The organism is Kosakonia sp. HypNH10, from assembly GCF_029850615.1.
Classification (GTDB): Bacteria; Pseudomonadota; Gammaproteobacteria; order Enterobacterales; family Enterobacteriaceae; genus Kosakonia; species Kosakonia cowanii.
The window spans coordinates 286469-310805 of sequence record NZ_JAOTIU010000006.1 but is presented as its reverse complement, the minus strand read 5'-3'; the positions used below and the strand labels follow the sequence as shown (position 1 = coordinate 310805).

General features: G+C 57.9%; 25 protein-coding genes and 1 pseudogene. 6 read left to right on the top strand and 20 right to left on the bottom strand.

The genetic code is table 11. The features are described from left to right. Window positions 1-273, bottom strand: a pseudogene (locus tag N7V53_RS17980) (integrase); the annotation flags it as partial. 405 nt (window positions 274-678) lie between these two features. Between N7V53_RS17980 and mutS the strand changes: the two are divergent. After that, window positions 679-3240, top strand: coding sequence for a DNA mismatch repair protein MutS (gene mutS, locus N7V53_RS17975; protein ID WP_139965746.1), 2562 nt, complete (start codon window positions 679-681; stop codon window positions 3238-3240). A 25-nt stretch (window positions 3241-3265) separates the two neighbouring features. Here mutS and N7V53_RS17970 read toward each other — a convergent pair whose 3' ends face one another. After that, the gene (locus tag N7V53_RS17970) at window positions 3266-4171 is read right to left on the bottom strand and encodes a LysR family transcriptional regulator (RefSeq protein WP_279794309.1); all 906 of its coding nucleotides are present in this window, start codon (window positions 4169-4171) and stop codon (window positions 3266-3268) included. Window positions 4172-4279: 108 nt separating this feature from the next. Here N7V53_RS17970 and N7V53_RS17965 point away from each other — a divergent pair, with 108 nt between their 5' ends. Then, entirely contained in the window at window positions 4280-5488 is a 1209-nt protein-coding gene (locus N7V53_RS17965; protein ID WP_279794308.1) for an MFS transporter, read from the top strand. Continuing rightward, window positions 5485-5865: a DUF4440 domain-containing protein gene (locus tag N7V53_RS17960; protein WP_279794307.1), complete on the top strand. Its 381-nt coding sequence runs from the start codon at window positions 5485-5487 to the stop codon at window positions 5863-5865. Before N7V53_RS17965 ends, N7V53_RS17960 begins: the two co-directional genes overlap by 4 nt. 55 nt (window positions 5866-5920) lie before the next feature. On the opposite strand, the gene rpoS is transcribed toward N7V53_RS17960, so the two are convergent. From rpoS to cysG, 13 genes are all read right to left on the bottom strand, one after another. Continuing rightward, complete coding sequence (gene rpoS / locus N7V53_RS17955) at window positions 5921-6913, bottom strand: RNA polymerase sigma factor RpoS (RefSeq protein ID WP_023481104.1); 993 nt, start codon at window positions 6911-6913, stop codon at window positions 5921-5923. Window positions 6914-7039: 126 nt separating this feature from the next. Continuing rightward, the gene (gene nlpD, locus N7V53_RS17950) at window positions 7040-8128 is read right to left on the bottom strand and encodes a murein hydrolase activator NlpD (protein ID WP_241175032.1); all 1089 of its coding nucleotides are present in this window, start codon (window positions 8126-8128) and stop codon (window positions 7040-7042) included. Window positions 8129-8294: 166 nt separating this feature from the next. Continuing rightward, window positions 8295-8921, bottom strand: coding sequence for a protein-L-isoaspartate(D-aspartate) O-methyltransferase (locus tag N7V53_RS17945; RefSeq protein ID WP_279794306.1), 627 nt, complete (start codon window positions 8919-8921; stop codon window positions 8295-8297). Next, entirely contained in the window at window positions 8915-9676 is a 762-nt protein-coding gene (gene surE / locus N7V53_RS17940; protein WP_023481097.1) for a 5'/3'-nucleotidase SurE, read from the bottom strand. Before surE ends, N7V53_RS17945 begins: the two co-directional genes overlap by 7 nt. Next, complete coding sequence (gene truD / locus N7V53_RS17935; RefSeq protein ID WP_279794305.1) at window positions 9657-10706, bottom strand: tRNA pseudouridine(13) synthase TruD; 1050 nt, start codon at window positions 10704-10706, stop codon at window positions 9657-9659. The genes surE and truD overlap by 20 nt, the downstream gene beginning before the upstream one ends. Beyond that, window positions 10703-11182, bottom strand: a complete 480-nt coding sequence (gene ispF, locus N7V53_RS17930; protein ID WP_023481125.1) for a 2-C-methyl-D-erythritol 2,4-cyclodiphosphate synthase — start codon at window positions 11180-11182, stop codon at window positions 10703-10705. Before ispF ends, truD begins: the two co-directional genes overlap by 4 nt. Beyond that, entirely contained in the window at window positions 11182-11892 is a 711-nt protein-coding gene (gene ispD, locus N7V53_RS17925) for a 2-C-methyl-D-erythritol 4-phosphate cytidylyltransferase (protein WP_042713711.1), read from the bottom strand. Before ispD ends, ispF begins: the two co-directional genes overlap by 1 nt. An 18-nt stretch (window positions 11893-11910) precedes the next feature. Continuing rightward, window positions 11911-12249, bottom strand: coding sequence for a cell division protein FtsB (gene ftsB / locus N7V53_RS17920; RefSeq protein WP_023481120.1), 339 nt, complete (start codon window positions 12247-12249; stop codon window positions 11911-11913). Between the two features lie 163 nt (window positions 12250-12412). After that, complete coding sequence (locus N7V53_RS17915; protein ID WP_023481103.1) at window positions 12413-12739, bottom strand: DUF3561 family protein; 327 nt, start codon at window positions 12737-12739, stop codon at window positions 12413-12415. Between the two features lie 109 nt (window positions 12740-12848). Then, window positions 12849-13454 (bottom strand): adenylyl-sulfate kinase, encoded by a 606-nt coding sequence (gene cysC, locus N7V53_RS17910; protein WP_279794304.1) that lies wholly within the window; start codon window positions 13452-13454, stop codon window positions 12849-12851. Next, window positions 13454-14881: a sulfate adenylyltransferase subunit CysN gene (gene cysN, locus N7V53_RS17905; RefSeq protein WP_128482196.1), complete on the bottom strand. Its 1428-nt coding sequence runs from the start codon at window positions 14879-14881 to the stop codon at window positions 13454-13456. Before cysN ends, cysC begins: the two co-directional genes overlap by 1 nt. Before the next feature lie 8 nt (window positions 14882-14889). After that, a complete protein-coding gene (cysD, locus tag N7V53_RS17900) occupies window positions 14890-15798 on the bottom strand; it encodes a sulfate adenylyltransferase subunit CysD (protein WP_023481127.1) in 909 nt (302 codons plus the stop codon). Between the two features lie 9 nt (window positions 15799-15807). Next, a complete protein-coding gene (cysG, locus tag N7V53_RS17895; RefSeq protein ID WP_279794319.1) occupies window positions 15808-17214 on the bottom strand; it encodes a siroheme synthase CysG in 1407 nt (468 codons plus the stop codon). Window positions 17215-17459: 245 nt separating this feature from the next. Between cysG and N7V53_RS17890 the strand changes: the two genes are divergently transcribed. Beyond that, the gene (locus N7V53_RS17890; RefSeq protein ID WP_279794303.1) at window positions 17460-18497 is read left to right on the top strand and encodes an aminopeptidase; all 1038 of its coding nucleotides are present in this window, start codon (window positions 17460-17462) and stop codon (window positions 18495-18497) included. A gap of 101 nt (window positions 18498-18598) precedes the next feature. Here N7V53_RS17890 and rlmM read toward each other — a convergent pair whose 3' ends face one another. From rlmM to N7V53_RS17870, 4 genes are all read right to left on the bottom strand, one after another. Next, complete coding sequence (rlmM, locus tag N7V53_RS17885) at window positions 18599-19699, bottom strand: 23S rRNA (cytidine(2498)-2'-O)-methyltransferase RlmM (protein ID WP_023481082.1); 1101 nt, start codon at window positions 19697-19699, stop codon at window positions 18599-18601. Continuing rightward, window positions 19692-20087: a DUF423 domain-containing protein gene (locus N7V53_RS17880; protein WP_023481135.1), complete on the bottom strand. Its 396-nt coding sequence runs from the start codon at window positions 20085-20087 to the stop codon at window positions 19692-19694. Before N7V53_RS17880 ends, rlmM begins: the two co-directional genes overlap by 8 nt. A 40-nt stretch (window positions 20088-20127) precedes the next feature. Next, complete coding sequence (gene gcvA, locus N7V53_RS17875) at window positions 20128-21042, bottom strand: glycine cleavage system transcriptional regulator GcvA (protein WP_023481079.1); 915 nt, start codon at window positions 21040-21042, stop codon at window positions 20128-20130. Between the two features lie 352 nt (window positions 21043-21394). Further along, window positions 21395-21622 carry a YgdI/YgdR family lipoprotein gene (locus tag N7V53_RS17870; protein ID WP_023481080.1) on the bottom strand — a complete coding sequence of 76 codons (228 nt, stop codon included), beginning with the start codon at window positions 21620-21622 and terminating at the stop codon, window positions 21395-21397. Window positions 21623-21823: 201 nt separating this feature from the next. Between N7V53_RS17870 and csdA the strand changes: the two genes are divergently transcribed. Together csdA and csdE are read left to right on the top strand one after the other, a co-directional pair. Next, the gene (gene csdA, locus N7V53_RS17865; RefSeq protein WP_279794302.1) at window positions 21824-23029 is read left to right on the top strand and encodes a cysteine desulfurase CsdA; all 1206 of its coding nucleotides are present in this window, start codon (window positions 21824-21826) and stop codon (window positions 23027-23029) included. Then, entirely contained in the window at window positions 23029-23478 is a 450-nt protein-coding gene (csdE, locus tag N7V53_RS17860; protein ID WP_279794301.1) for a cysteine desulfurase sulfur acceptor subunit CsdE, read from the top strand. Before csdA ends, csdE begins: the two co-directional genes overlap by 1 nt. Here the strand turns inward: csdE and tcdA are convergent. Beyond that, window positions 23463-24275 carry a tRNA cyclic N6-threonylcarbamoyladenosine(37) synthase TcdA gene (gene tcdA, locus N7V53_RS17855; protein WP_187799978.1) on the bottom strand — a complete coding sequence of 271 codons (813 nt, stop codon included), beginning with the start codon at window positions 24273-24275 and terminating at the stop codon, window positions 23463-23465. The two genes, csdE and tcdA, sit on opposite strands and share 16 nt — an antisense overlap. Window positions 24276-24337 lie beyond the last annotated feature (62 nt).

Sequence of the window (24337 nt, the reverse complement as noted above, 5' to 3'; positions counted from 1 at the left end):
GATAAGCGTAATCACGTCCTTGCGCGTGATTTCAGCGGCATTACGATCGCTCAGCTTATCTACCGCATCGGCATACAGTGTTCTGCGCACTTCATCCTGGCCTTTCTTCTTCCATGCCCCCGGAATGATTTTGCCATCCTTAGTTTTGCGGTCCTCAATGCGCTCAGTCAGGTAGAGCTCAACTAATCTCTGCACAGTTAACTCAGGTACTTTGGCCTGTTCAGCCTCTATTGCGCGAAGCTGCTTTTCCTGCTTGAGTTCTGATGAGGGCACCAACCTTCCTGACGGAGAAGTTTTAACTCGTTGAGTTTAAGTCGTGCAGCGGCGAGAGAAGTCTGCGGAAAGTTGCCAATTTTGATCTGAGCAAGTTTTCCAGTCACAGGGCTCGTGTAGTGGTAAAAAAAGACTTAACTCCGGTTGTACCACAGGAGAGATGTAAACCACGATTTTCGCCGTTATCAGCTTTATCCTGATCATCTGGCTTCATCATTCCTGTCGCTTTCAATAACCGCTTCGCGCACGCTTGTTTTCCTGCCCCACAGAGTCCGTTATCATGCTCGCTACGCCTTCATGAACCGCGATGCAAATTCATGAGTTTCGGTGAGGAAAGTGATAAGCGATGAGAACAACAAACATCACTGACTCATTATTTTTCAAGAAGATGGACATCACTAACTGATGAGTACGACAGACAATCTCGACGCCCACACCCCCATGATGCAGCAGTACCTGAAGCTGAAAGCGCAGCATCCGGATATTCTGCTTTTCTATCGTATGGGCGACTTCTATGAGCTCTTTTACGATGACGCGAAACGCGCGTCGCAGCTGATGGATATCTCCCTGACCAAACGCGGTGCCTCCGCTGGGGAGCCGATCCCGATGGCAGGCGTGCCGCATCATGCGGTGGAAAACTACCTGGCAAAACTGGTGAGCCTTGGTGAATCGGTGGCGATTTGCGAGCAGATTGGCGATCCGGCCACCAGCAAAGGGCCGGTGGAGCGCAAGGTCGTACGCATCGTCACGCCTGGCACCATCAGCGATGAAGCACTGCTGCAGGAGCGCCAGGATAACCTGCTGGCTGCCATCTGGCAGGATAGCAAAGGCTTTGGCTACGCCACGCTGGATATCAGCTCCGGGCGTTTTCGCCTCAGCGAACCCGCAGACCGTGAAACCATGGCTGCTGAACTGCAACGCACCAACCCTGCCGAACTGCTCTATGCGGAAGATTTTGCGGAAACCGCGCTGATTGAGGGCCGCCGCGGTTTGCGCCGCCGCCCGCTGTGGGAGTTCGAAATCGACACCGCCCGCCAGCAGCTCAATATGCAGTTTGGCACCCGTGATTTGATTGGCTTCGGCGTTGAGAACGCCGCGCGCGGCCTGTGCGCCGCCGGCTGCCTGTTGCAGTATGTCAAAGATACGCAACGTACCGCCCTGCCCCACATCCGCTCTATTACTATGGAGCGTCAGCAGGACACCATTATTATGGATGCCGCGACGCGCCGTAATCTGGAGATCACCCAGAACCTCGCAGGCGGGATTGAAAGCACGCTGGCCTCGGTGCTCGACCGCACCGTCACGCCGATGGGTAGCCGCATGCTGAAACGCTGGCTGCACATGCCGGTACGCGACACGAAAGTGCTTACCGAGCGTCAACAAACCATCAGCGCATTACAGGATCGCGCCGCCGAGCTGCAACCGGTGTTGCGCCAGGTGGGCGATCTGGAGCGTATTCTGGCACGTCTGGCGCTGCGTACCGCCCGCCCGCGTGACCTGGCACGTATGCGCTACGCCTTCCAGCAACTGCCGGAGCTACGCACGCAGCTGGCGGATGTCGACTGCGCGCCGGTACAGGCGCTGCGTGAGAAGATGGGCGAGTTCAGCGAACTGCGCGAACTGCTTGAGCGCGCCATTATTGAAGCCCCGCCGGTGCTGGTACGCGACGGCGGCGTCATTGCACCCGGCTACCATGCCGAACTGGATGAGTGGCGCAGCCTCGCCGATGGCGCGACGGATTATCTCGACCGGCTGGAGATCCGCGAGCGCGAGCGCCTGGGACTCGATACCCTGAAAGTGGGCTATAACGCGGTGCACGGCTACTTTATCCAGATCAGCCGTGGGCAGAGCCACCTGGCACCGATCCACTATGTGCGCCGCCAGACGCTGAAAAACGCCGAGCGCTACATCATTCCTGAACTGAAAGAGTATGAAGACAAGGTACTCACCTCGAAAGGCAAAGCGCTGGCGCTGGAAAAACAGCTCTATGAGGAGCTGTTCGACCTGCTGATGCCGCACCTCGGCGACCTGCAACAGAGCGCCGCCGCGCTGGCAGAGCTGGATGTGCTGATCAACCTTGCTGAACGCGCTGACACCCTGAACTACTGCTGCCCGACCTTTAGCGATAAGCCGGGCATCCGCATTAGCGAAGGGCGTCACCCGGTGGTGGAGCAGGTGCTGAAAGAGCCGTTTATCGCCAACCCGCTGAACCTCTCGCCGCAGCGCCGGATGCTGATTATCACCGGCCCGAATATGGGCGGTAAAAGTACCTATATGCGCCAGACCGCGCTGATTACCCTGCTGGCCTATATCGGCAGCTATGTCCCGGCGCAGAAGGTCGAGATTGGCCCGATTGACCGCATCTTCACCCGCGTTGGCGCGGCGGACGATCTGGCAAGCGGGCGGTCGACCTTTATGGTTGAGATGACCGAAACCGCTAACATCCTGCATAACGCTACCGAGAACAGCCTGGTGCTGATGGATGAGATTGGCCGCGGCACCTCGACCTACGACGGCCTGTCGCTGGCGTGGGCCTGTGCGGAGAATCTGGCGAATAAGATCAAAGCGCTGACGCTGTTTGCTACCCACTACTTTGAGCTGACGCAGTTGCCAGAGAAGATGGAGGGCGTGGCGAACGTGCACCTCGACGCGATTGAGCATGGCGATACCATCGCCTTTATGCACAGCGTGCAGGATGGCGCGGCGAGCAAGAGCTACGGCCTTGCGGTCGCGGCACTGGCGGGCGTGCCAAAAGAGGTGATCAAGCGCGCGCGCGGCAAGCTGCGCGAGCTGGAGAGCCTCTCCCCGAGTGCCGCGGGCACACAGATTGACGGCACGCAGATGTCGCTGCTTGCTCCGGCGGAAGAGACCAACCCGGCGGTGGAAGCGCTGGAGAATCTCGATCCGGACAGCCTGACACCACGCCAGGCGCTGGAGTGGATCTACCGCTTAAAAAACCTCGTCTAACAAACGCTGCCGGATGGCGCTAATGTCATCCGGCAACCTCCTCCTGCGCCACCCACTGGCGCAAAAAATCGACCAGCGCGCGGACTTTGGCAGAGAGATGCTGCGTATCGGCATACACCGCGTAAATGCCCTGCGGCGCAAACCTCCACTCCGGCAACAGGTGCACCAGCCGCCCTTCAGCCAGCGCGTTTTGCACCAGCCACGCCGGCAGAAGCGCCACGCCACAGCCAGCAAGGACAAACGACATCAGCGCCTGCGCGCTGTCAGCGAAGATACGCGCGGGCTGCTTTATCTCCAGCGTTTCCCCGCAGCCCGCCGCATCAGTGACCTGCCAGCGCAGCGGGGAAGCGAGCCGCTCATGAATAATCCACGGCGCGTGCGCCAGGGCGTGCAGCGTCGTTATCGGGTGCTGGCTGAGCCACTGCGGCGCGGCAACAGGAAGAATATCAAAGCGTGAAATCAGCGCCGCGTGATAGCGGGAGTCGGCCAGTGTGCCGAGGCGAATAGCGACATCGAAACGCTCGCTAATCAGATCCGCATGATGGGACGAAGAGACGTGGCGAATGCGCAGCGCCGGGTGACGCTCGCTGAAAGCCGCCAGCGACGGGATCACCACCTGCGCGCCATACTCTGGTGTGGTAGTAATACGCAGCTCGCCGCTGAGTCCAATATGGTTTGCCTGCACCTCATCCTGCAAATTTTCGGCATCCCGCAACAGCGCCACGCCGCGCTGGTAAAAGAGGCTCCCCGCCTCGGTGAGGGTTAAGCGGCGGGTGGAGCGTAGCAGCAGCGCCACGCCCAGCGAATCCTCCAGTTGGCGGATATTAAAACTGATCACCGCCTTGGTCTGCCCGAGCGTTGCGGCCGCGGCGGTAAAGCTGCCGGTGTCAACGACGGCGATAAACATGGCGACGCGTTGCAAATTGAGCATCACTTCTCTCGTGATTGTCAAAACAGGTTTGACAGTATATCGCCACCCGCGCCGTTTATCCCCTTTCTGCCAGCGGCTACAGTAGCGCTCCGCACAGAAGGAGGAAAAATGAGGTATCGCAACAAAGTCGCGGTGGTCTATCTGCTGGGCTTTTTTCTCGATTTGATCAATATGTTTATCGCCAGCGTCGCGTTCCCGGCGATGTCAGCGAGCCTGCATGCGTCGGTCTCCGCGCTGGCGTGGGTCAGCAATGGCTATATCGCCGGGTTGACGGTGGCGATCCTCTTCAGCGCCCTGCTGACGCGCTTTATCGGTGCGCGGCGGCTCTTTATGCTGTCGCTGTTACTCTTCAGCGCGGCGGGGCTGGCGGCGGGTTTTGCCAGCTCACTGGGCAGCCTGATTGCCTGGCGCGTGGTGCAGGGGCTGGGCGGCGGGTTGCTGATCCCGGTCGGCCAAGCGCTCGCCTGGCAGCAGTTCAAACCTCATGAGCGGGCAAAGATCTCCTCTGCGGTGATGCTGGTGGCCTTGCTCGCCCCCGCCTGTTCTCCGGCGGTCGGTGGTCTGCTGGTGGAACTCCTCGGCTGGCGTTGGATCTTCTTCGTCACTTTGCCGCTGGCACTACTGACGCTGCTGCTGGCCGGGTGCTGGCTGAAGGAGGAGGCAAAGCCCGCGGTTTCGCGTCGGCTGCTCGATCTCTCCCTGCTGAAGAACTCACTGCTGCGCTTCGCCATGCTTATCTACCTCTGCGTGCCGGGTATGTTTATTGGCGTCAGCGTGGTGGGGATGTTCTATTTGCAGCACATGATGGGGCTCACGCCTGCGGTGACCGGCGCATTAATGGTGCCGTGGTCGCTCGCCTCCGCGCTGGCGATTTCCGTGACCGGCCGCAATTTCAATCGCCTCGGCCCACGCCCGCTGGTGATGATCGGCGCTCTGTTGCAGGCAGTGGGGATTGTGATGCTGCTGCTTGTTACCCCGTCAACGCCGCTGGCAGTGCTTATCATCAGCTTTGCGCTGATGGGCGCGGGCGGAAGCCTGTGCAGCAGCACAGCACAGAGCTGTGCTTTTCTCACCATCGATAATCAGGCGATGCCGGATGCCAGCGCGCTGTGGAATCTTAACCGCCAGTTGAGCTTTTTTATCGGCGCCACGCTGCTGGCGTTTGTTCTCGGCCTGCTGCAACAGGTTATGCCGCCCCTTGCCGCTTATCGCGGGACATTTATCCTCGCTGCCATAATTACGCTTTTCCCGCTTTTGGGCGCGCTGCGCCTTGATAATCAATACACCCTGCAACAGCTAAAACAGGAGCAACCATGAAGGTTTATATGACGGAGATTATTGATGCCCACATCGCCATTGAAGGGTGGCTGGGCCAGGGCGAAGGCGACTGCGCGGCGCTGATGGCGCGCTTTAGTGACGCATTCACCATGATTACCCCAGGCGGAGCAACGCTTGATAAGCCTGCGCTGGTCAACTTTTTCCAGGCACAGCGCGCGGCGCGCACGGGGCTGAGCATTCGTGTGGATGATGTCGAATTGCTGGAAGAGTGGGAAAGCGGCGCGGTGCTGCGCTATCGCGAGACGCAACAGTTACCCGATCAGGCAGCGCATCAGCGCTGGTCAACGGTGGTGTTTGAGAAAGATGGCGGGAAGCTTATGTGGCGGCACCTGCATGAAACGGCGCTTGCCGGGTAGCAGAAAAGAAAAAAGGCCAGTCTTTACGACCGGCCTTTTTGACGAGAAAGGGTGTTTATTCGCGGAACAGCGCTTCGATATTCAGCCCTTGCGTTTGCAGGATTTCGCGCAAACGACGCAGACCTTCAACCTGAATCTGACGAACACGTTCACGAGTGAGACCAATTTCACGGCCTACATCTTCGAGTGTCGCAGCCTCATAACCCAGCAGACCGAAACGACGTGCCAGCACTTCACGCTGTTTGGCGTTCAGTTCGAACAGCCATTTAACGATGCTCTGTTTCATATCATCGTCTTGCGTGGTGTCTTCCGGGCCGTTGTCTTTTTCATCGGCCAGGATGTCCAGCAGCGCTTTTTCAGAATCACCGCCCAGCGGCGTATCAACTGAGGTAATGCGCTCGTTGAGACGCAGCATACGGCTGACATCATCAACAGGTTTATCTAACTGTTCAGCAATCTCTTCTGCGCTCGGTTCGTGGTCCAGTTTATGGGACAACTCACGCGCGGTACGCAGATAGACGTTCAGCTCTTTGACGATGTGAATCGGCAGACGAATGGTGCGGGTTTGGTTCATGATAGCCCGCTCGATGGTCTGACGAATCCACCAGGTCGCGTAAGTTGAGAAACGGAACCCACGTTCTGGGTCAAATTTTTCAACGGCGCGGATCAGCCCCAGGTTACCCTCTTCAATCAGATCCAGCAGAGCCAGACCACGATTGCTGTATCGACGGGCAATCTTCACCACCAGACGCAGGTTACTCTCGATCATGCGACGGCGGGAGGCAACATCACCTCGTAATGCACGGCGTGCAAAATAAACTTCTTCTTCGGCCGTCAAAAGCGGGGAGTACCCAATTTCCCCAAGATAAAGCTGAGTCGCGTCTAAAACACGCTGTGTAGCACCCTGCGATAACAGCTCTTCTTCAGCCAGGTCATTATCACTGGGTTCCTCTTCTACCAAGACTTTTTCGTCAAAAGCCTCTGTTCCGTTCTCATCAAATTCCGCGTCTTCATTTAGATCATGAACTTTCAGCGTATTCTGACTCATAAAGTGGCTCCTACCCGTGATCCCTGGGCAAAACACCTGACGCATTCTCATTTACCTCCATTGCAGCGGCATCAGCGCTCACTGCAACGGAATAAGTGAGAATGACCTCACCTGCTTTGCACCGATTTATCGCTGCGGCAAATAACGCAGCGGGTTTACGGATTTCCCCTTGTAACGAATTTCAAAATGCAAGCGTGTAGAGCTGGTTCCGGTGCTACCCATAGTCGCTATTTTTTGCCCCGCCTTCACTTCTTGTTGTTCCCGGACCAGCATTGTGTCGTTATGGGCGTAGGCACTCAGGTAATCATCGTTGTGTTTTATGATGATAAGATTACCGTAACCGCGCAGTGCGTTACCGGCATATACTACGCGTCCATCTGCGGTCGCGATGATAGCCTGTCCTTTACTGCCTGCGATATCGACACCCTTGTTACCACCCTCGGTGGCAGAGAAGTTATCGATAACGTTGCCTTCAGTTGGCCAGCGCCAGGTTGAAATCGGCGAGCTGGTTGTTGTACTGCTGACAGTCGGTTCGGTTGTTGTACTAACGGAAGGTGCCGTAACAGGCGCTGTGACAGGTGTCGCAGGCTTGTTGTTCGGCAACATTTTATTAGCACTTTGTTCACCTGAAGTCTCAGAATACGTAATTGTCGGTTTCGAAGCAACCACCGCGGTTGAATTTTGCGCAGTTTTTGAGACTATTCCTTGTTCCGATGCATCAGCCTGCGTTATTGCATTTCCGCCTGTGATAGGTGTACCAGATGCATTTCCTACCTGCAACGTCTGCCCGACGTTCAAACCATACGGCGCAGCCACGTTGTTGCGCTGTGCAAGGTCACGGAAATCGTTGCCGGTGATCCAGGCAATATAGAAGAGGGTATCGCCGCGTTTTACGGTATAGGTGCTGCCGCCGGTGTAGCTCCCTTTCGGGATATTGCCGTACTTGCGGTTATAGACGATGTGACCATCTACCGTCTGTACCGGCTGCGCATGGACAGGTTGAGACTGCACTGGCTGCACCGGTTGCACGGGTTGAACAGGCTGTACCGGTTGAACTTGCTGCATTTGCGGCTGCTGTGCGTTAGTGCTCATGGCAGGCGGCGGCGTAATGAGCATACCTGAGTTGTCGCTGCCGCTGGCGCTTCCGCCTACGGAGCTGACCGGTGCCGGAGTATTGTTGGAATTTGAACACCCTGCCAGCCAAAGCGAAACCAGTGACAATGCCGCGACACGGCGTACGGTGAATTTCGGGCTTCCCGCGCTCATTTTTCCCCCAATATTATGTAAATTACCAATGACTTAAAGATAACCGCGAAGGTCGACGGCAAATTTGCCCACAATACGCTGTTATGGCCCGAAATACCCAGGATAAATCTGTAACTCAGGCCAGTTCACCGCGTACAAGCGGAACAAAGCGCACGGCTTCAACGGTATCAATAATGAATTCGCTTCCCCGCCGACGAACCCGCTTCAACTGCTGGAGTTCGTCGCCCACGGGCAAAACGAGAATGCCGCCGTCATCCAGCTGCGACATTAGCGCGGCGGGAATTTCAGGCGGAGCGGCTGTCACAATAATAGCGTCAAATGGCGAGCGTGCTTGCCATCCTTGCCAGCCATCACCGTGACGCGTGGAGACATTGTGCAGATCGAGCTGTTTGAGGCGGCGGCGCGCCTGCCATTGCAGCCCTTTAATCCGTTCAACGGAGCAGACATGGTGCACCAGATGGGCGAGGATCGCCGTCTGGTAACCGGAACCGGTGCCAATCTCCAGCACGCGCGAATCGGGCGTCAGCTCGAGCAGCTCGGTCATGCGCGCGACCATATAGGGTTGGGAGATGGTTTGCCCCTGACCAATAGGCAGGGCGACGTTTTCCCACGCTTTGTGTTCAAACGCCTCGTCGATAAATTTTTCGCGCGGCACCCGCGACAGCGCCTCAAGCACCTGTTCATCTTTGATGCCCTGCGCGCGTAACTGATTGAGAAGATCCTGGATGCGTTTGCTTACCATTGCGTATTCACCCCGGCGCGATCCAACCAACCTGATACCACCTCTTGTGCACTGTAGGCGGTCAAATCCACGTGCAATGGCGTAACGGAAACATACCCCTCATCAACGGCGGCGAAGTCGGTATCGGGACCGGCATCGCACTTCTCCCCCGGCGGGCCAATCCAGTAGAGGGTGTTGCCGCGCGGATCCTGCTGCGGGATCACCTGGTCAGCGGGATGGCGGCTGCCGCAGCGCGTCACGCGAATGCCTTTGATCTCACTCAGCGGCAGATCCGGGACATTGATATTCAAAATGCGCCCGGTGCGCAGCGGCTCGCGGCTCAGCCCACGCAGGATCGCGCAGGTGACCGCAGCGGCGGTTTCATAGTGGGTGTGACCATTAAGAGAGACGGCTAACGCCGGAAAGCCGAGGTGGCGGCCCTCCATCGCGGCGGCAACGGTACCGGAGTAAATAACATCATCGCCGAGGTTCGGCCCGGCGTTGATGCCTGAAACCACCACATCCGGGCGCGGGCGCATTAATGCGTTCACGCCGAGAAAGACGCAGTCCGTCGGCGTGCCCATCTGCACGGCGATGTCGCCGTTATCGAAGGTAAAAGTACGAAGCGAAGATTCGAGCGTCAGCGAATTAGACGCACCGCTGCGGTTACGATCGGGAGCCACGACCTGAACGTCGGCAAACTCCCTAAGAGCACGGGCCAGCGTCTGGATACCCGGCGCGTGGATCCCGTCATCGTTACTCAGCAATATTCGCATAATCACCCGATGTGTTGATAAGTTCCCTGACCACACTGGTGGCAAAACTCCCCGCCGGTAGCCAGAAACGTACCTCGACGGTGGCGTCATCCCACCAGTTCCAGCTGAGCGCCTGCGGATAGAGCAACATCGCACGGCGCGCAGCGTCCACTTTTTCTCTCACCAGCAGCGTCTGTAACTCTGGCGCGTCAGCAACTGCCTGCTGCTCAAACTCCAGCGCCGCGTCTTGTGTTCCCCACTCGCCGCGGCCCGGCAGCGGCGCGGTAATCATCAGTGCTTTCGCATCGACCCGCGCCTGTAACTCGTCGCGCTCCTCATTGGTCGCCACGAACCAGCTGCCGCGACCCGCTAATTGTAGCGCATCGCCGACAACAACTTGATTGAAGTCTGGTTTCTTCAGCCGCTCGCTGACCACCTGATTAAACAACGCGCTGCGCGCGGCGGACAACCAAAAACTGCGTTTGTTACGATCGCGAACCGGCGCGTCGCTTTGCGCCCAGCGCAGCGCGCCCTGCAGATTGCTGCCGCCGATGCCAAAACGCTGTGCACCAAAATAGTTGGGCACGCCCTGTTCAGCGATGGCCTTCAAGCGCGATTCAACCTCTGCACGGCTGCTTATTTCCCGCAGTACCAGCGTAAAGGCGTTGCCTTTCAGCGCGCCGAGACGCAGTTTGCGTTTATGCCGGGCATACTCCAGCACTTTGCAGCCTTCGAGCGTGAACTGGCTGAGATCCGGCATACCATTACCCGGTACGCGGGCACAAAGCCACTGTTCCGTAACGGCATGCTTATCTTTCTGACCGGCAAAGCTCACTTCACGCACATGAATTTTAAGGAATTTCGCTAAAGCGTCAGCAACAAAACGCGTATTGCAGCCATTTTTCAGAATTCGTACCAGAATATGCTCACCTTCGCCGTCTGGCTCGAAGCCCAGATCCTCCACCACGACGAAATCTTCCGGGCTGGCCTTCAGGATGCCATTGCCGCCAGGCTTGCCGTGCAGGAAGGTGAGATTATCAAATTCCGTCATTTCGCCGCCTTCACTAACAGCGCCACAGCTTCACAAGCAATGCCTTCGCCGCGCCCGGTGAAACCGAGCTTCTCGGTAGTGGTGGCTTTGACGTTGACGTCATCCATATGGCAACCGAGATCTTCGGCGATAAAGACGCGCATTTGCGGAATATGCGGCAACATCTTCGGTGCCTGGGCGATGATGGTCACATCCACGTTGCCAAGCGTATAGCCTTTGGCCTGAATGCGTCGCCAGGCTTCGCGCAGCAGCTCGCGGCTGTCCGCGCCTTTGAAAGCGGGATCGGTGTCCGGAAAGAGTTTACCAATATCCCCCAGCGCCGCCGCACCGAGCAGCGCATCGGTTAACGCATGCAGGGCGACATCGCCGTCGGAGTGCGCCAGCAGCCCCTTTTCGTAGGGAATGCGCACGCCGCCAATAATAATCGGGCCAGCGCCGCCAAAGGCGTGTACGTCAAAACCGTGTCCAATGCGCATTATGCTTTCTCCTGGAGGTCTGCATGGGTCAGATAAAATTCTGCGAGTCGTAAATCTTCGGGTCGGGTCACTTTAATATTATCCGCACGCCCGGCGACCAGCTCGGGGTGATAGCCGCAATACTCCAGCGCCGAGGCTTCATCGGTGATGGTAGCGCCTTCATCTAACGCGCGGGTTAAGCAGTCGTGGAGTAACGCCAGCGGGAAAAACTGCGGCGTCAGGGCATGCCAGAGATCATTGCGTTCAACGGTGTGAGCGATAGCGGTTTTTCCTGGCTCGGCGCGTTTCATGGTGTCGCGCACTGGCGCGGCGAGGATGCCCCCTACCCGGCTGGTCTCACGCAGGGCGAGCAAGCGGTTGAGATCGTCCTGGTGCAGGCAGGGGCGCGCGGCGTCATGCACCAGCACCCACTGCGCACCGGCAGCGGCTTTCAGCCCCGCCAGCACCGAGTCGGCACGTTCCGCGCCGCCGTTTACCACCGTGATCTGCGGATGGTTGGCCAGAGGAAGCTGCGCGAAGCGTTCATCGCCCGCGCTGACGGCAATAATCACCCGGCTGACGCACGGGTGGGCGAGCAGCGCGGCGACCGCGTGCTCAAGGATGGTTTTATCGCCGATGGAGAGATACTGCTTTGGACATTCCGTTTGCATGCGGCGGCCGAATCCGGCGGCCGGCACCACGGCACAGACGTCCGGAATGAGTGTTGCCATTCGTTAACCCGGGACTGTTTATGGTCTAGTTTGCGTATTCTGCGTGTTTTGTGTGTTCTGCGCTGAGCCTGCCGCGCGCTTTGACGCGTCCGGCACCAGACGATAGAAGGTTTCGCCCGGTTTCGTCATGGTCAGCTCATTGCGAGCACGCTCCTCGATCGCTTCCTGGCCGCCATTGAGATCGTCAATCTCGGCAAATAGCTGATCGTTGCGCGCTTTTAGTTTTGCGTTTGTTGCCTGCTGTGCCGCCACATCTTCGCTGACGCGGCCGTAGTCGTGCAGACCATTTTTGCCGAACCACAGCGAGTATTGCAGCCAGACCAGCAAAGCCAGCAAAAGCAGCGTTAATTTACCCATCCTGCCCCCTGAAAAACGGCATCATCATCCCATAACTTTTCGTCAGACTCCACTTCGGGGCCGGGTGATACCGCGCAAGCGCCAGACTTTATCATAAATGTTGAGCAATCCGAACCCGGACACATTGCCTTAACAGGCGTTACACCTTGAAGTATGGCGCGCCTTAGCCCACCAGCCAGAGGAAAAGGAGGCCGAACATCGCCGCCACGCTGAGCAGCGTCGCCACACAGCTGTAGCGCAGCCTGCCGTCGAGCAGCGAATGCAGGGCAATTCCCACCACCACCGAGACCGGCATCAGGGCGAGAAAAAAGGGCCAGGTATAGAGGAGAAAAAAGAGCGTATTGGAGCCGTATAAAAGAAAAGGGATTGCCAGCGCCAGCAGCCATGCGACAAAGCCCACAATGGCACCCGGAAGCGACCATGTGGGTTCGTCGGCGGTCGGGGGAAGAGACGATGACCGCGGGAGGGTAATGTTGTGACTGTTACGCATATCTGATCCTGTTGCCTGCACGACCGGTAAACGCGATACACACCTGTTCAGACGGCGCGAAAAGCAAACTCGCTAAAGCCTGAAGGGTGGGTGTATCGCCAGTACCGTCTCAGGATCTGATAATATCTCCCTGCCGCAGCAGGTCTAATAATTGGCTGACCAAATTTGTTACCAATTGTTCGCCATCGAGGTGCACTTCCGGCGCTTCTGGCGCTTCATACACCGAATCAATGCCGGTGAAATTACGCAGCTCACCGGCGCGCGCTTTCTTGTATAACCCCTTCGGATCGCGCGCTTCGCAAATCGCCAGTGGCGTATCGACAAACACCTCAATGAAACGCCCCTCGCCGAGGCGTTCACGCACCATCTGCCGCTCGGCGCGATGGGGCGAGATAAAGGCAGTCAACACCACCAGCCCCGATTCGACCATCAGCTTCGCCACTTCGCCGACCCGGCGAATGTTCTCTTTACGATCCGCATCGCTAAAGCCTAAATCGCTGCACAGGCCGTGGCGCACGTTATCGCCATCAAGCAGATAGGTGCTGACGCCCGCCTGGTGCAGCGCCTCTTCCAGCGCCCCCGCCACGGTTGATTTACCGGAGCCGGAAAGCCCGGTAAACCAGAGCACAACCCCACGGTGACCGTGGAGCTGCTCGCGCTGCTGCGGCGTTACTGGATGGGCATGCCAGACGACGTTTTCGTCATGCTGTGCCATTATTTGCCTCCCAGCAGATCGCGCGCGCCCCAGTGCGGGAAGTGCTTACGCACCAGCTGGTTCAGCTCCAGTTCAAAAGCGCTGAATTCCGATGGTACAACCTGCGCATCGGTGTGCACTTCACGCACCATGCCCGCGCCAACGGTGACGTTGCTCAGACGATCGATAAAGATCATCCCGCCGGTCACCGGGTTCTGCTGATAAGGATCGAGGGTCAGCGGCTCATCAAAGGTGACGTCGACCAGCCCGATACCGTTCAGCGGCAGATTTTCTACTTCGCGCTGGGTCAGGTTATTGATATCCACCTGGTACTGAACGGCGTCGATGCGCGCGCGGGTTTTCTTGCCCGCCACTTTGACCTCAAAACTTTGGCCCGCCTGCAAAGGCTGCTCCGCCATCCACACCACATCGAGCGAGGCGCGCTGCACCGATGGCAGTGTTTCCTGCGCGTCGAGGATCAGATCGCCGCGGCTGATATCAATCTCATCTTTCAGTACGAGGGTAATCGCTTCGCCCGCGCCCGCTTCCTGCAGATCGCCATCAAAGGTGACGATACGTGCGATGGTCGACTCCACGCCCGACGGCAGCACTTTGATGCGCTGCCCGACCTTCACCACGCCGGAGGCCAGCGTGCCGGAGAAGCCGCGGAAATCGAGGTTCGGGCGGTTAACATACTGCACCGGGAAGCGCATCGGCTGGCTCTCTACCACGCGTTTGATTTCAACGGTTTCGAGCATCTCCAGCAGCGTCGGGCCGCTGTACCACGCCATCTTGTCACTCTGGCTGGCAACGTTGTCGCCCTCCAGCGCTGAGAGCGGCACAAAGCGGATATCGAGATCGCCCGGCAACTGTTCGGCAAAGGTGAGGTAATCCTGGCGAATAGAATCGAAGGTCGCCTCGCTGAACTCCACCAGATCCATCTTGTTCACCGCCACCACCAGGTGTTTGATGCCAAGCAGCGTAGAGATAAAGCTGTGGCGGCGGGTCTGATCCAGCACCCCTTTGCGCGCATCGATCAGCAGGATCGCCAGATCGCAGGTGGAGGCACCGGTCGCCATATTGCGGGTGTACTGCTCATGCCCCGGCGTGTCGGCAATAATAAATTTGCGCTTCTCGGTGGAGAAGTAACGATACGCCACGTCAATGGTAATGCCCTGCTCGCGCTCGGCCTGCAGACCATCCACCAGCAGCGCAAGATCGAGTTTCTCGCCCTGGGTGCCGTGGCGTTTGCTGTCATTGTGCAGCGTTGAGAGCTGATCTTCGTAGATCTGGCGAGTGTCGTGCAGCAGGCGGCCAATCAGCGTGCTCTTGCCGTCATCGACGCTGCCGCAGGTAAGAAAACGCAGCAGGCTTTTGTGTTGCTGGGCATGCAGGTACGCTTCAACGCCGCCTTCATCCGCAATTTGTTGTGCAATAGTGGTGTTCATGGCGGCTCCTAGAAATAACCCTGACGTTTTTTCAGCTCCATCGAGCCGGCCTGATCGCGGTCAATCACTCGCCCCTGACGCTCGCTGGTGGTTGAGATCAGCATCTCTTCGATGATCTCCGGCAGCGTCTGCGCGTGGGACTCCACCGCGCCGGTCAGCGGCCAGCAGCCGAGGGTACGGAAACGCACCATGCGTTTTTCAATCACTTCGCCCGGCTGCAGATCGATGCGGTCATCGTCGATCATCATCAGCATGCCGTCGCGCTCCAGTACCGGTCGCTCGGCGGCCAGATAGAGCGGCACGATCTCAATATTTTCCAGGAAGATGTACTGCCAGATATCCAGCTCGGTCCAGTTGGAGAGCGGGAAAACGCGGATGCTTTCGCCTTTGTTGATCTGGCCGTTGTAGTTATGCCACAGCTCCGGACGCTGGTTTTTCGGGTCCCAGCGGTGAAAACGGTCGCGGAAGGAGTAGATACGCTCTTTGGCGCGCGACTTCTCTTCGTCACGGCGCGCGCCGCCAAATGCGGCGTCAAAACCATACTTGTTCAGCGCCTGCTTCAGCCCTTCGGTTTTCATAATGTCAGTATGTTTCGCACTGCCGTGCACGAACGGGTTGATACCCATCGCCACCCCTTCCGGGTTTTTATGCACCAGCAGTTCACAGCCGTAGGCTTTGGCGGTACGGTCGCGGAATTCATACATCTCGCGGAATTTCCAGCCGGTATCGACATGCAGCAGTGGAAACGGCAGCGTGCCCGGATAGAAGGCTTTACGCGCCAGGTGCAGCATCACGCTGGAGTCTTTGCCGATGGAGTACATCATCACCGGATTGGCAAACTCGGCGGCCACTTCGCGAATGATATGGATGCTTTCCGCCTCCAGTTGTCGCAGGTGAGTGAGTCGTTTTTCGTCCATATCCCTTCCTTAAGCCAGATTAATCACGGAAGCGTCAAACGCCGCCGTAGCTGTCGTTTGCTGGAACCAGGCCAGTTCGCGATGAAGCGCAACCACTTCACCCACCACTAACAGGGCGGGCATCGGCGCGCCTGTAGCCAGTTCCTCAAGTTGTTCTAATGTGCCGGTAGTAATCTGTTGATCGGCGCGCGTGCCGCGGGAGATCACCGCCACCGGCGTGGTGCGCTCGCGGCCGTGGGCAATCAGCTGTGCGCTGATCTCGGCCGCTTTCATGGTGCCCATATAGATCGCCAGCGTCTGGCGGCTTTGCGCCAGCTGCGACCAGTCGAACGGCGCGCTGTCGGCTTTGTAGTGGCCGGTTACGAAGGTGACGCTCTGGGCGAAATCCCGGTGCGTCAGCGGAATACCGGCATACGCCGTCGCGCCCGATGCCGCAGTAACGCCCGGCACCACCTGGAACGGGATACCCGCTTCAGCCGCCGCCTGTAGCTCTTCACCGCCGCGACCAAAGATAAAGGGATCGCCACCTTTCAGGCGCACGACGGTTTTCCCCTCCTGCGCCGCCTCCACCAGCATGCGGTTGGTTTCGTGCTGCGGCACGGCATGCACGCCCGCCCGTTTACCAACGCAGATCTTCTCCGCGTCGCGGCGGGTTAGCTCCAGCACCGCATCGCTCACCAGATGGTCGTAAAAGACCACATCGGCCTGCTGGATCACCTGCAAACCGCGCAGGGTGAGCAAGCCCGCATCGCCCGGCCCGGCACCGACGAGGATAATCTCGCCGCTGGCCGACCCCGGCTGTTGTAACTCCGCTTCCAGCGCCCGCTCAGCCGCAGGCTCGTCGCCCGCCGCCATCAGGCTGGCAAAACGCCCGCGAAAGGCGCTCTCCCAGAAGCGACGGCGATCGTCGGTGGTGCGGCGAAACGCTTTAATGCGCGTGCGCCAGCGCCCGGCCACCGCCGCCATCCGCCCGAGATTACCCGGCAGCAGCGCCTCAATTTTTTCACGCAGCAGACGCGCCAGCACCGGGGCGTTACCGCCGGAGGAGATGGCGACGATCAGCGGCGAACGGTCAACAATAGAGGGGAAAATAAAGGAGCAGAGCGGCTGATCGTCCACCACGTTAACCAGCCGATGGCGCGCGTTAGCGGCGTCAAATACCCGGCGATTAAGCGCGGAATCGTTAGTTGCGGCGATCACCAGAAACACTGCATCAAGCTGCGACTCATCAAATTCCGTGGCGATCCAGTGAACGGCCTGCTCATCGGCAAGCTGTTGCAGTTGCGGATCGAGTCGTCTTGCCACTATCTGTACGTGCGCGCCCGCACGGCGCAAAAAGGTGATTTTGCGCGCGGCAATTTCACCGCCGCCAATCACTAAAACAGGGCGGTCTTTTACAGCAGCAAACAGAGGCAGGTAATCCACAACGTTGTAACTCACTCACAGCCAGCAATAGGGGGACTATAGGGGGCGCGTTAGAACGAATGAAATTACGAATTGGAATGAGTAGTTCCGCAAAAGAATAAAGAGCTGGGAAAGCTCATACCAAAAAGTGCTTAAGGTGAGATTTTTCGCATGGTTAACGACAAATGAAATTGTGCAAACTCCGTCACAGTTTCATACTAAGCCCGTTTAAAATCTTGCTGCATAAAGGACTCACTATGTTTTCCGCATTGCGCCTCCGTACCGCTGCCCTGGCGCTCGGCGTATGCTTTATCCTTCCGGTTGCTGCCCGCTCTTCCCAACCCGGTGACATGGCAAATGAACAGGCGCGGCATATCGCCAGCCTCTTTCCCGGCCGCATGACCGGCACGCCGGCCGAAATGCTCAGCGCGGACTATCTCCAGCAGCAGTTTTCCCAGATGGGTTATCAGAGCGATATCCGTAAGTTCAAAACCCGCTACCGCTACAGCACCAAAGATAATCAGCAGAGCTGGCAGAATGTGACCGGCAGTTCGGTGATCGCCGCCCATGAAGGGCGCGTGCCGCAGCAGATTATCGTGATGGCGCATCTTGATACCTACGCGCCGCAGAGCGATGCCGATGTTGATAACAACCTCGGCGGTTTAACGTTGCAGGGCATTGATGACAATGCCGCGGCGCTTGGCGTCATGCTGGAGCTGGCGCAGGCGCTGAAAACGACGCCGACGGAGTACACCGTGCGCTTTGTCGCCACCAGCGGCGAAGAGGAGGGCCAGCTTGGCGCGGAGAGCTTTCTCGATCGCATGAGCGAGAAAGAGCGCAAAAACACCCTGCTGGTGATTAACCTCAATAACCTGATCGTTGGCGACAAACTCTATTTTACCAGCGGGAAAAATACCCCGGCCTCGGTGCGCAAACTGACGCGCGACCGCGCGCTGGCGATTGCCCGCTCGCACGGCATTCAGGCGTTAAGCGCCCCGGCGGGCGCGGAGAAGCGCAGCGCCTGCTGCCATGACGCACAGGTGTTTGATAATGCGATGATCCCGGTACTGTCGGTGGAAGCCGCCAACTGGTCTCTGGGGAATAAAGATGGCACCCAGCAGCGGGCAAAGTCGAAGGCGTTTCCGGATGGCGTGAGCTATCACCGCGCGCGGCTTGATAACCAGATCTATATCGATAAAGCGCTGCCGGGGCGAATTGAACACCGCAGCCGCGATGTGATGCGGATTATGCTGCCGCTGGTCAAAGAGTTAGCCAGGGCGGGAAATAAAAAATAAGCCAGCAGGTTGTAATTGCAGGCTATCTGAACAGGAGCAGTGCGCAAACCCTCGCCTACAGGCAGTACGCGAGGTTTTGAGCACCGCTCCGTTTAGAAGAATTAACGCTCGTCCCTGCGTCCACCCACTGCCGCCCACATTCTGCGAATATGAACCGTCACCTCTTCACGATCGTGATAGAGCTGACGCGCCTGGATCTGCGCGGCGATGCCGTGCTCATCCAGCTGCTGCTGGATATAGGCGAGATTGTTGGAGACCTCTTCATAGCGCTTCTTCATCGGCAGCTTGAGGTTAAAGATGGTTTCACGACACCACCCTTCCGTCAGCCACTGCGCCATCAGCGCCGCGACTTTTGCCGGTTTCTCGACCATATCGCACACCATCCAGGAGATGTTGCTGCGCGTCGGGCGATAGCGGAAACCATCTTCGCGCAGCCAGGTCACCTGGCCGGTATCCATCAGGCTCTGCGCCATCGGGCCGTTATCCACGGACGAGACCCACATGTTGCGCTTCACCAGTTGGTAGGTCCAGCCACCGGGGCAGGCCCCAAGATCAACGGCATACATGCCGTTTGCCAGACGCTCATCCCACTCATCGGCAGGAATAAAGACGTGAAACGCCTCTTCCAGCTTCAGCGTCGAGCGGCTCGGCGCATCGGACGGGAACTTCAGGCGCGGAATGCCCATATAGAAAGGTGAGTTGTTGTATGAGTAGGAGTAGCCGGTGTAGCAGCAGCCTGGGGCAATAAAGAAGATATGCACCACCGGACGGGTCGCCGAATCGCTGCGCGCGAGGATGCCCGCTTCACGCAGCGCACCGCGCAGCGGCACGGTGAACTTACGGCAGAACTTCATTAGCTCTTTGCTTTCGTTGGTATCTGCCACTTCGACGCGCAGATCGCCGCCCTTCTCCACCACGCCCTGCAACATGCCAACGATCGGCGTAATGCGATCGTCCGGCGGCAGGTCGCGCAGCAGTTCACCGACAACGAACATCTGACGGGCAAAAATCAGCGAGCTGAACGGCAGTTCGCGCGCCAGTTTGTCGGCGTCCTCTTGCTGATAGCACTCAAAAATGACATAGCCCGCGTTCTCTTTGACGCGGGCGAAACCGAACACGTTCTGGCGTCCGGCTTTATCGGTAATTTCGGCTGCGCACTCTTTCTCAAAACCCGGGCGGCACAGCAATACCACTTTATTCATGAACAACGCCCCTACGTTTCAGTCGAATTGCGCCAATTAACATTAATGCCCAGCCGATTAAGAAGCAGACGCCGCCGACCGGGGTAACAAACGCCCACAGGCGTAAATGGGAGAGCGCGAGGCAATAGAGGCTACCGCTGAACAGCACGGTGCCGAGCGCCAGAAACACGCTGCTCCAGTAAAACCAGATGCTGATGCGGCGCTGCATCGCTACCGCAAGACCGAACACTGCTAAGGTGTGGAACGCCTGATACTCAAGGCCGGTCTGGATCCAGCTCATCTCGGTGACGCCGAGTGACTTGCTTAACACGTGCGCGCCAAACGCGCCCAACGCGACAAAGATAAAACCGCTTATTGCGGCGAAAATCAGCATAAAACGGCTGGTCATGTTACTTCCCCAAGAGTCATACGCGCCCTGCGCGCGCGAATTATTGTTCGTAGCGGAAACGGAATTTCTCCTGCTCGCTTGCCGCTTTGGCCAGGATCCACTGACGAAAGGCCGCTATTTTACCCAGTTCTGCCTGGCTGTCATGACAAACCAGATAAAAAGCATTTTTACTCACCAGCACATCGTTAAACGGGCAGACCAGACGACCCGCTTCGATCTCCGATTGCGCCATCACGTTGTTCGCCAGCGCCACGCCCTGACCGTGGATCGCCGCCTGCAGCACCATCGAGCTGTGGCTGAAGATTGGCCCCTGCTGAACATTGAGGTTAACGCCCAACTGGCGGGTATAAGTTTGCCAGTCGCGGCGCGAAGCATCATGCAATAGGGTGTGGCGCGCCAGATCGTCCGGCGTCTTTAACGCCTTTTCGCCGGTCAGCAGCAGCGGCGAGCAGACCGGGAGCAGATATTCGGCATAGAGTTTTTCCACGCGCAGGCCCGGCCAGTTGCCGCGACCGTAGAAGATCGCCACGTCAACATCGTCGGCGAGCTTGTCCTCTTCGCGGTCGACCGCCTGGATGCGCACGTCGATTCCCGGATAAGCTGAGTTAAAGCTGGAGAGTCTCGGCACCAGCCACTGAATGGCGAAACTGGGCAGCAAGCTGACGGTGAGCGCGCCCTTTGCACTACGCGCCTGCAATTTGCGGGTGGCTTCGTTAAGCTGGGAAAATATCTCTTTGATATCCTGAAAATAACTCTGCCCCTCCTCCGTTAACAACAGCGAACGGTTGCGGCGGCGAAAGAGTTTCAGGCCGAGAAAATCCTCGAGAGACTTGATTTGGTGGCTTACTGCGGCCTGCGTCACAAATAGCTCATCGGCCGCGCGGGTGAAACTTAAATGGCGGGCAGCGGCATCAAAAACACGTAATGCATTAAGAGGTGGTAATCGCTTGGACATGGTTTATCAGGCTTAGATGTAAACTGAATTTAACAAACAGGAAACAGTAGTTAACCTATTAGTTTTTTTTATCTGAGCCATTATAAATTGTCCGTTGAGGTTGCACCAGCAAATACCTATAGTGGCGCCACTTCCTGAAGCCGGAACGAAAAGTGTTTTGGAATTGAGATTCTGAAGGGCTTTTGGCTTACGGTTGTGATGTTGTGTTGTTGTGTTTGCAATTAGGTCTGCATTTCAGACCCCGGTAGCGACGCTACCCCTTTTTCACTTCCTGTACATTTACCCTGTCTGTCCATAGTGATTAATGTAGCACCGCAAATTGCGGTGCTTTTTTTTTGCCTGGCGTTCTGGATTATTTCTCCAGAGCAACCATCTCTTTCACGTCAGAACGGTTGATCTGCTGCTCATTACCGTTGGCGTCTTTGTAGGAAATCATACCTGTCTGGTCGTCAGTTTTCGGCTTGCCTTCGGAAATGATTGTACGGCCATCGTTGGTGTGCAACGCGTAGTTCGGGCTGGAACAGGCGCTCAGGGCGAAAGCTAAAGTACAAGCAGAAATAATTGCGGCAGTCTTCTTCATCTTCTTCTCCTTGATTGATTCTGGCAATTAATGCTGTGAAATACTCTTACTGGAAGAGTCTCAAACACGTTACTTACACTTATCAGCATAACCTGCTTATGCGGATCTGCCAGTACAAACAGATAATTCCGATGGTTATCAATCCCCTTGCCCACGGAAAAAAAGTGCGCGACCATCGTCGGCCTACAGATGAGGATAAGTATGAACGCATTTAATCCTTCGCAGTTTCGCGCCCAGTTTCCGGCGCTGGCCGACGCGGGTGTCTACCTCGACAGCGCCGCGACCGCGCTGAAACCGCAGACGGTAATCGACGCCACGCAGCAGTTCTACAGCCTGAGCGCTGGCAATGTCCACCGCAGCCAGTTTGCCGAAGCGCAGCAGCTCACCGCCCGCTACGAAGCCGCACGTGACCAGGTCGCTAAGTTGCTCAACGCTTCTTCCGGCAAAAATATCGTCTGGACGCGCGGCACCACGGAAGCGATCAACATGGTTGCCCAGTGCTATGCCCGCTCGCGCTTACAACCTGACGATGAGATCATTGTCAGCGAGGCGGAGCACCACGCCAACCTGGTGCCGTGGCTGATGGTCGCGGAGCAGACCGGCGCAAAAGTGGTGAAACTGCCGCTGGCGGACGATCGCCTGCCGGATCTTAACCAGCTTCCTGCCCTTATCACCTCCCGCAGCCGCATCCTGGCGCTGGGACAGATGTCCAACGTCACCGGCGGCTGCCCGGATCTCGCCCGCGCCATTACGCTTGCCCATCAGGCTGGCATGGTGGTGATGGTGGATGGCGCGCAGGGCGTGGTCCATTTCCCTGCCGACGTGCAGCAACTCGATATCGATTTTTACGCCTTCTCCGGCCATAAACTCTATGGTCCGAACGGCATTGGCGCGCTGTATGGCAAAGCGGAGCTGCTGGAGGCGATGACGCCATGGCTCGGCGGCGGCAAGATGATCAGCGAAGTGACCTTTGCGGGTTTCACCACGCAGCCGGTGCCTTATAAGCTGGAGGCGGGCACGCCTAACGTGGCGGGGGTAATTGGCTTAAGCGCCGCGCTGGAGTGGCTGAACGGAATTGATATTGCGCAGGCTGAACGCTACAGCCGTGGGCTGGCGACGCTGGCGGAGGAGCAGCTGGCACAGCGCCCCGGCTTCCGCTCATTCCGCTGCCAGGACTCCAGCCTGCTGGCCTTCACGTTTGACGGCGTGCATCACAGCGATATGGTGACGCTGCTGGCGGGTTACGGCATCGCTCTGCGCGCGGGCCAGCACTGCGCCCAGCCGCTGCTCGCCGCGCTTGGCGTCAACGGCACGCTACGCGCCTCATTTGCGCCCTATAATACTCAACAGGATGTCGATGCGCTGGTCAGCGCCGTCGACCGTGCTCTGGAACTATTGGTGGATTGATGACAAGCCCTGCATTCGCCGGACATCCGTTCGGCACCGTGGTCACTGAAGAGACACTGCGCCAGACCTTTGGCGCGCTCAACGCGTGGGAAGAGAAGTACCGCCAGCTGATTATGCTCGGCAAGCAGTTGCCTGCCGCAACGGACGAGATAAAAGCGCAGGCGCAGGAGATCCCCGGCTGCGAAAACCGCGTCTGGCTCGGCTCAACGCGTCTGCCCGACGGCACGCTGCACTTCTTTGGCGACAGCGAAGGACGTATCGTGCGCGGTTTGTTAGCGGTCTTGCTAACAGCGGTGGAGGGCAAACGCCCGCAGACGCTTATAGAGAACGATCCGCTGGCGCTGTTTGATGAGTTAGGGCTGCGCAATCAGCTGAGCGCTTCGCGTAGCCAGGGGCTGGCGGCGCTGGCAGCCGCCGTGCAGGAGCAGGCTCGTCAGGCGCTGGCCTGACGCTGCGCTTTCGCCATCAGTTTTTTTAACGCATGGGAGACCGCGACAAAGCCAAAGGTGGCGGTCACCATCGTTGCCGCACCAAATCCTGCGGCGCAATCCATCCGTTTTGGCCCTTCCGCGCTGCTTTTCATCGCACACACAGAGCCATCCGCCTGCGGGTAGACCAGCGCTTCGGTTGAGAAGACGCAGTCGATACCGAGTTTGCCTTTGCTGTTTTTCACCACGCCGAAATCGCTTTTCAGCCGCTCGCGCAGCTTCGCTGCCAGCGGATCCTGAATGGTTTTCGCCAGATCGCTGACCTGGATCTGCGTCGGATCGATCTGCCCGCCCGCGCCGCCGGTGGTCACCAGCGGGATCTTATTGCGTCGGCAATAGGCAATCAGCGCCGCTTTTGGCCGCACGCTATCAATGGCGTCAATCACATAGCTGAACGAGGTGCTCATCAGTTGCGCCACATTATCAGCGGTGACGAAATCGTCGATCACCGTGACACGGCACTCCGGGTTGATGTCGCGAATGCGCGCGGCCATCACTTCCGCTTTCGCCTCGCCGACGGTGTCACGCAGAGCATGGATCTGCCGGTTGGTGTTGGTGACGCAGACATCATCCATATCAATCAGCGTGATGGCGCCAATTCCAGTGCGCGCCAGTGCTTCGGCGACCCACGAGCCGACGCCGCCGATGCCGACCACGCAGATATGCGCATCTGCAAACCACTGCAGCGCTTTTTCACCATACAAACGCGCCGTCCCGCCAAAGCGCTGGCGCCAGGCGTCGCTGATTACTGCTGACATATGAAACCTCAAGCTGAAACAGAGAACCCCCTCCGGGACCGGAAGGGGTGAAGAGTTTACCA

Excerpts from the sequence above, each read along its gene's own strand:
- mutS (WP_139965746.1), top strand. The coding sequence starts at position 679 with ATGAGTACGACAGACAATCTCGACGCCCACACCCCCATGATGCAGCAG.
- N7V53_RS17970 (WP_279794309.1), bottom strand. The coding sequence starts at position 4,171 with ATGCTCAATTTGCAACGCGTCGCCATGTTTATCGCCGTCGTTGACACC.
- N7V53_RS17965 (WP_279794308.1), top strand. The coding sequence starts at position 4,280 with ATGAGGTATCGCAACAAAGTCGCGGTGGTCTATCTGCTGGGCTTTTTT.
- N7V53_RS17960 (WP_279794307.1), top strand. The coding sequence starts at position 5,485 with ATGAAGGTTTATATGACGGAGATTATTGATGCCCACATCGCCATTGAA.
- rpoS (WP_023481104.1), bottom strand. The coding sequence starts at position 6,913 with ATGAGTCAGAATACGCTGAAAGTTCATGATCTAAATGAAGACGCGGAA.
- N7V53_RS17945 (WP_279794306.1), bottom strand. The coding sequence starts at position 8,921 with ATGGTAAGCAAACGCATCCAGGATCTTCTCAATCAGTTACGCGCGCAG.
- surE (WP_023481097.1), bottom strand. The coding sequence starts at position 9,676 with ATGCGAATATTGCTGAGTAACGATGACGGGATCCACGCGCCGGGTATC.
- truD (WP_279794305.1), bottom strand. The coding sequence starts at position 10,706 with ATGACGGAATTTGATAATCTCACCTTCCTGCACGGCAAGCCTGGCGGC.
- ispF (WP_023481125.1), bottom strand. The coding sequence starts at position 11,182 with ATGCGCATTGGACACGGTTTTGACGTACACGCCTTTGGCGGCGCTGGC.
- ispD (WP_042713711.1), bottom strand. The coding sequence starts at position 11,892 with ATGGCAACACTCATTCCGGACGTCTGTGCCGTGGTGCCGGCCGCCGGA.
- ftsB (WP_023481120.1), bottom strand. The coding sequence starts at position 12,249 with ATGGGTAAATTAACGCTGCTTTTGCTGGCTTTGCTGGTCTGGCTGCAA.
- N7V53_RS17915 (WP_023481103.1), bottom strand. The coding sequence starts at position 12,739 with ATGCGTAACAGTCACAACATTACCCTCCCGCGGTCATCGTCTCTTCCC.
- cysC (WP_279794304.1), bottom strand. The coding sequence starts at position 13,454 with ATGGCACAGCATGACGAAAACGTCGTCTGGCATGCCCATCCAGTAACG.
- cysN (WP_128482196.1), bottom strand. The coding sequence starts at position 14,881 with ATGAACACCACTATTGCACAACAAATTGCGGATGAAGGCGGCGTTGAA.
- cysD (WP_023481127.1), bottom strand. The coding sequence starts at position 15,798 with ATGGACGAAAAACGACTCACTCACCTGCGACAACTGGAGGCGGAAAGC.
- N7V53_RS17890 (WP_279794303.1), top strand. The coding sequence starts at position 17,460 with ATGTTTTCCGCATTGCGCCTCCGTACCGCTGCCCTGGCGCTCGGCGTA.
- rlmM (WP_023481082.1), bottom strand. The coding sequence starts at position 19,699 with ATGAATAAAGTGGTATTGCTGTGCCGCCCGGGTTTTGAGAAAGAGTGC.
- N7V53_RS17880 (WP_023481135.1), bottom strand. The coding sequence starts at position 20,087 with ATGACCAGCCGTTTTATGCTGATTTTCGCCGCAATAAGCGGTTTTATC.
- gcvA (WP_023481079.1), bottom strand. The coding sequence starts at position 21,042 with ATGTCCAAGCGATTACCACCTCTTAATGCATTACGTGTTTTTGATGCC.
- N7V53_RS17870 (WP_023481080.1), bottom strand. The coding sequence starts at position 21,622 with ATGAAGAAGACTGCCGCAATTATTTCTGCTTGTACTTTAGCTTTCGCC.
- csdA (WP_279794302.1), top strand. The coding sequence starts at position 21,824 with ATGAACGCATTTAATCCTTCGCAGTTTCGCGCCCAGTTTCCGGCGCTG.
- csdE (WP_279794301.1), top strand. The coding sequence starts at position 23,029 with ATGACAAGCCCTGCATTCGCCGGACATCCGTTCGGCACCGTGGTCACT.
- tcdA (WP_187799978.1), bottom strand. The coding sequence starts at position 24,275 with ATGTCAGCAGTAATCAGCGACGCCTGGCGCCAGCGCTTTGGCGGGACG.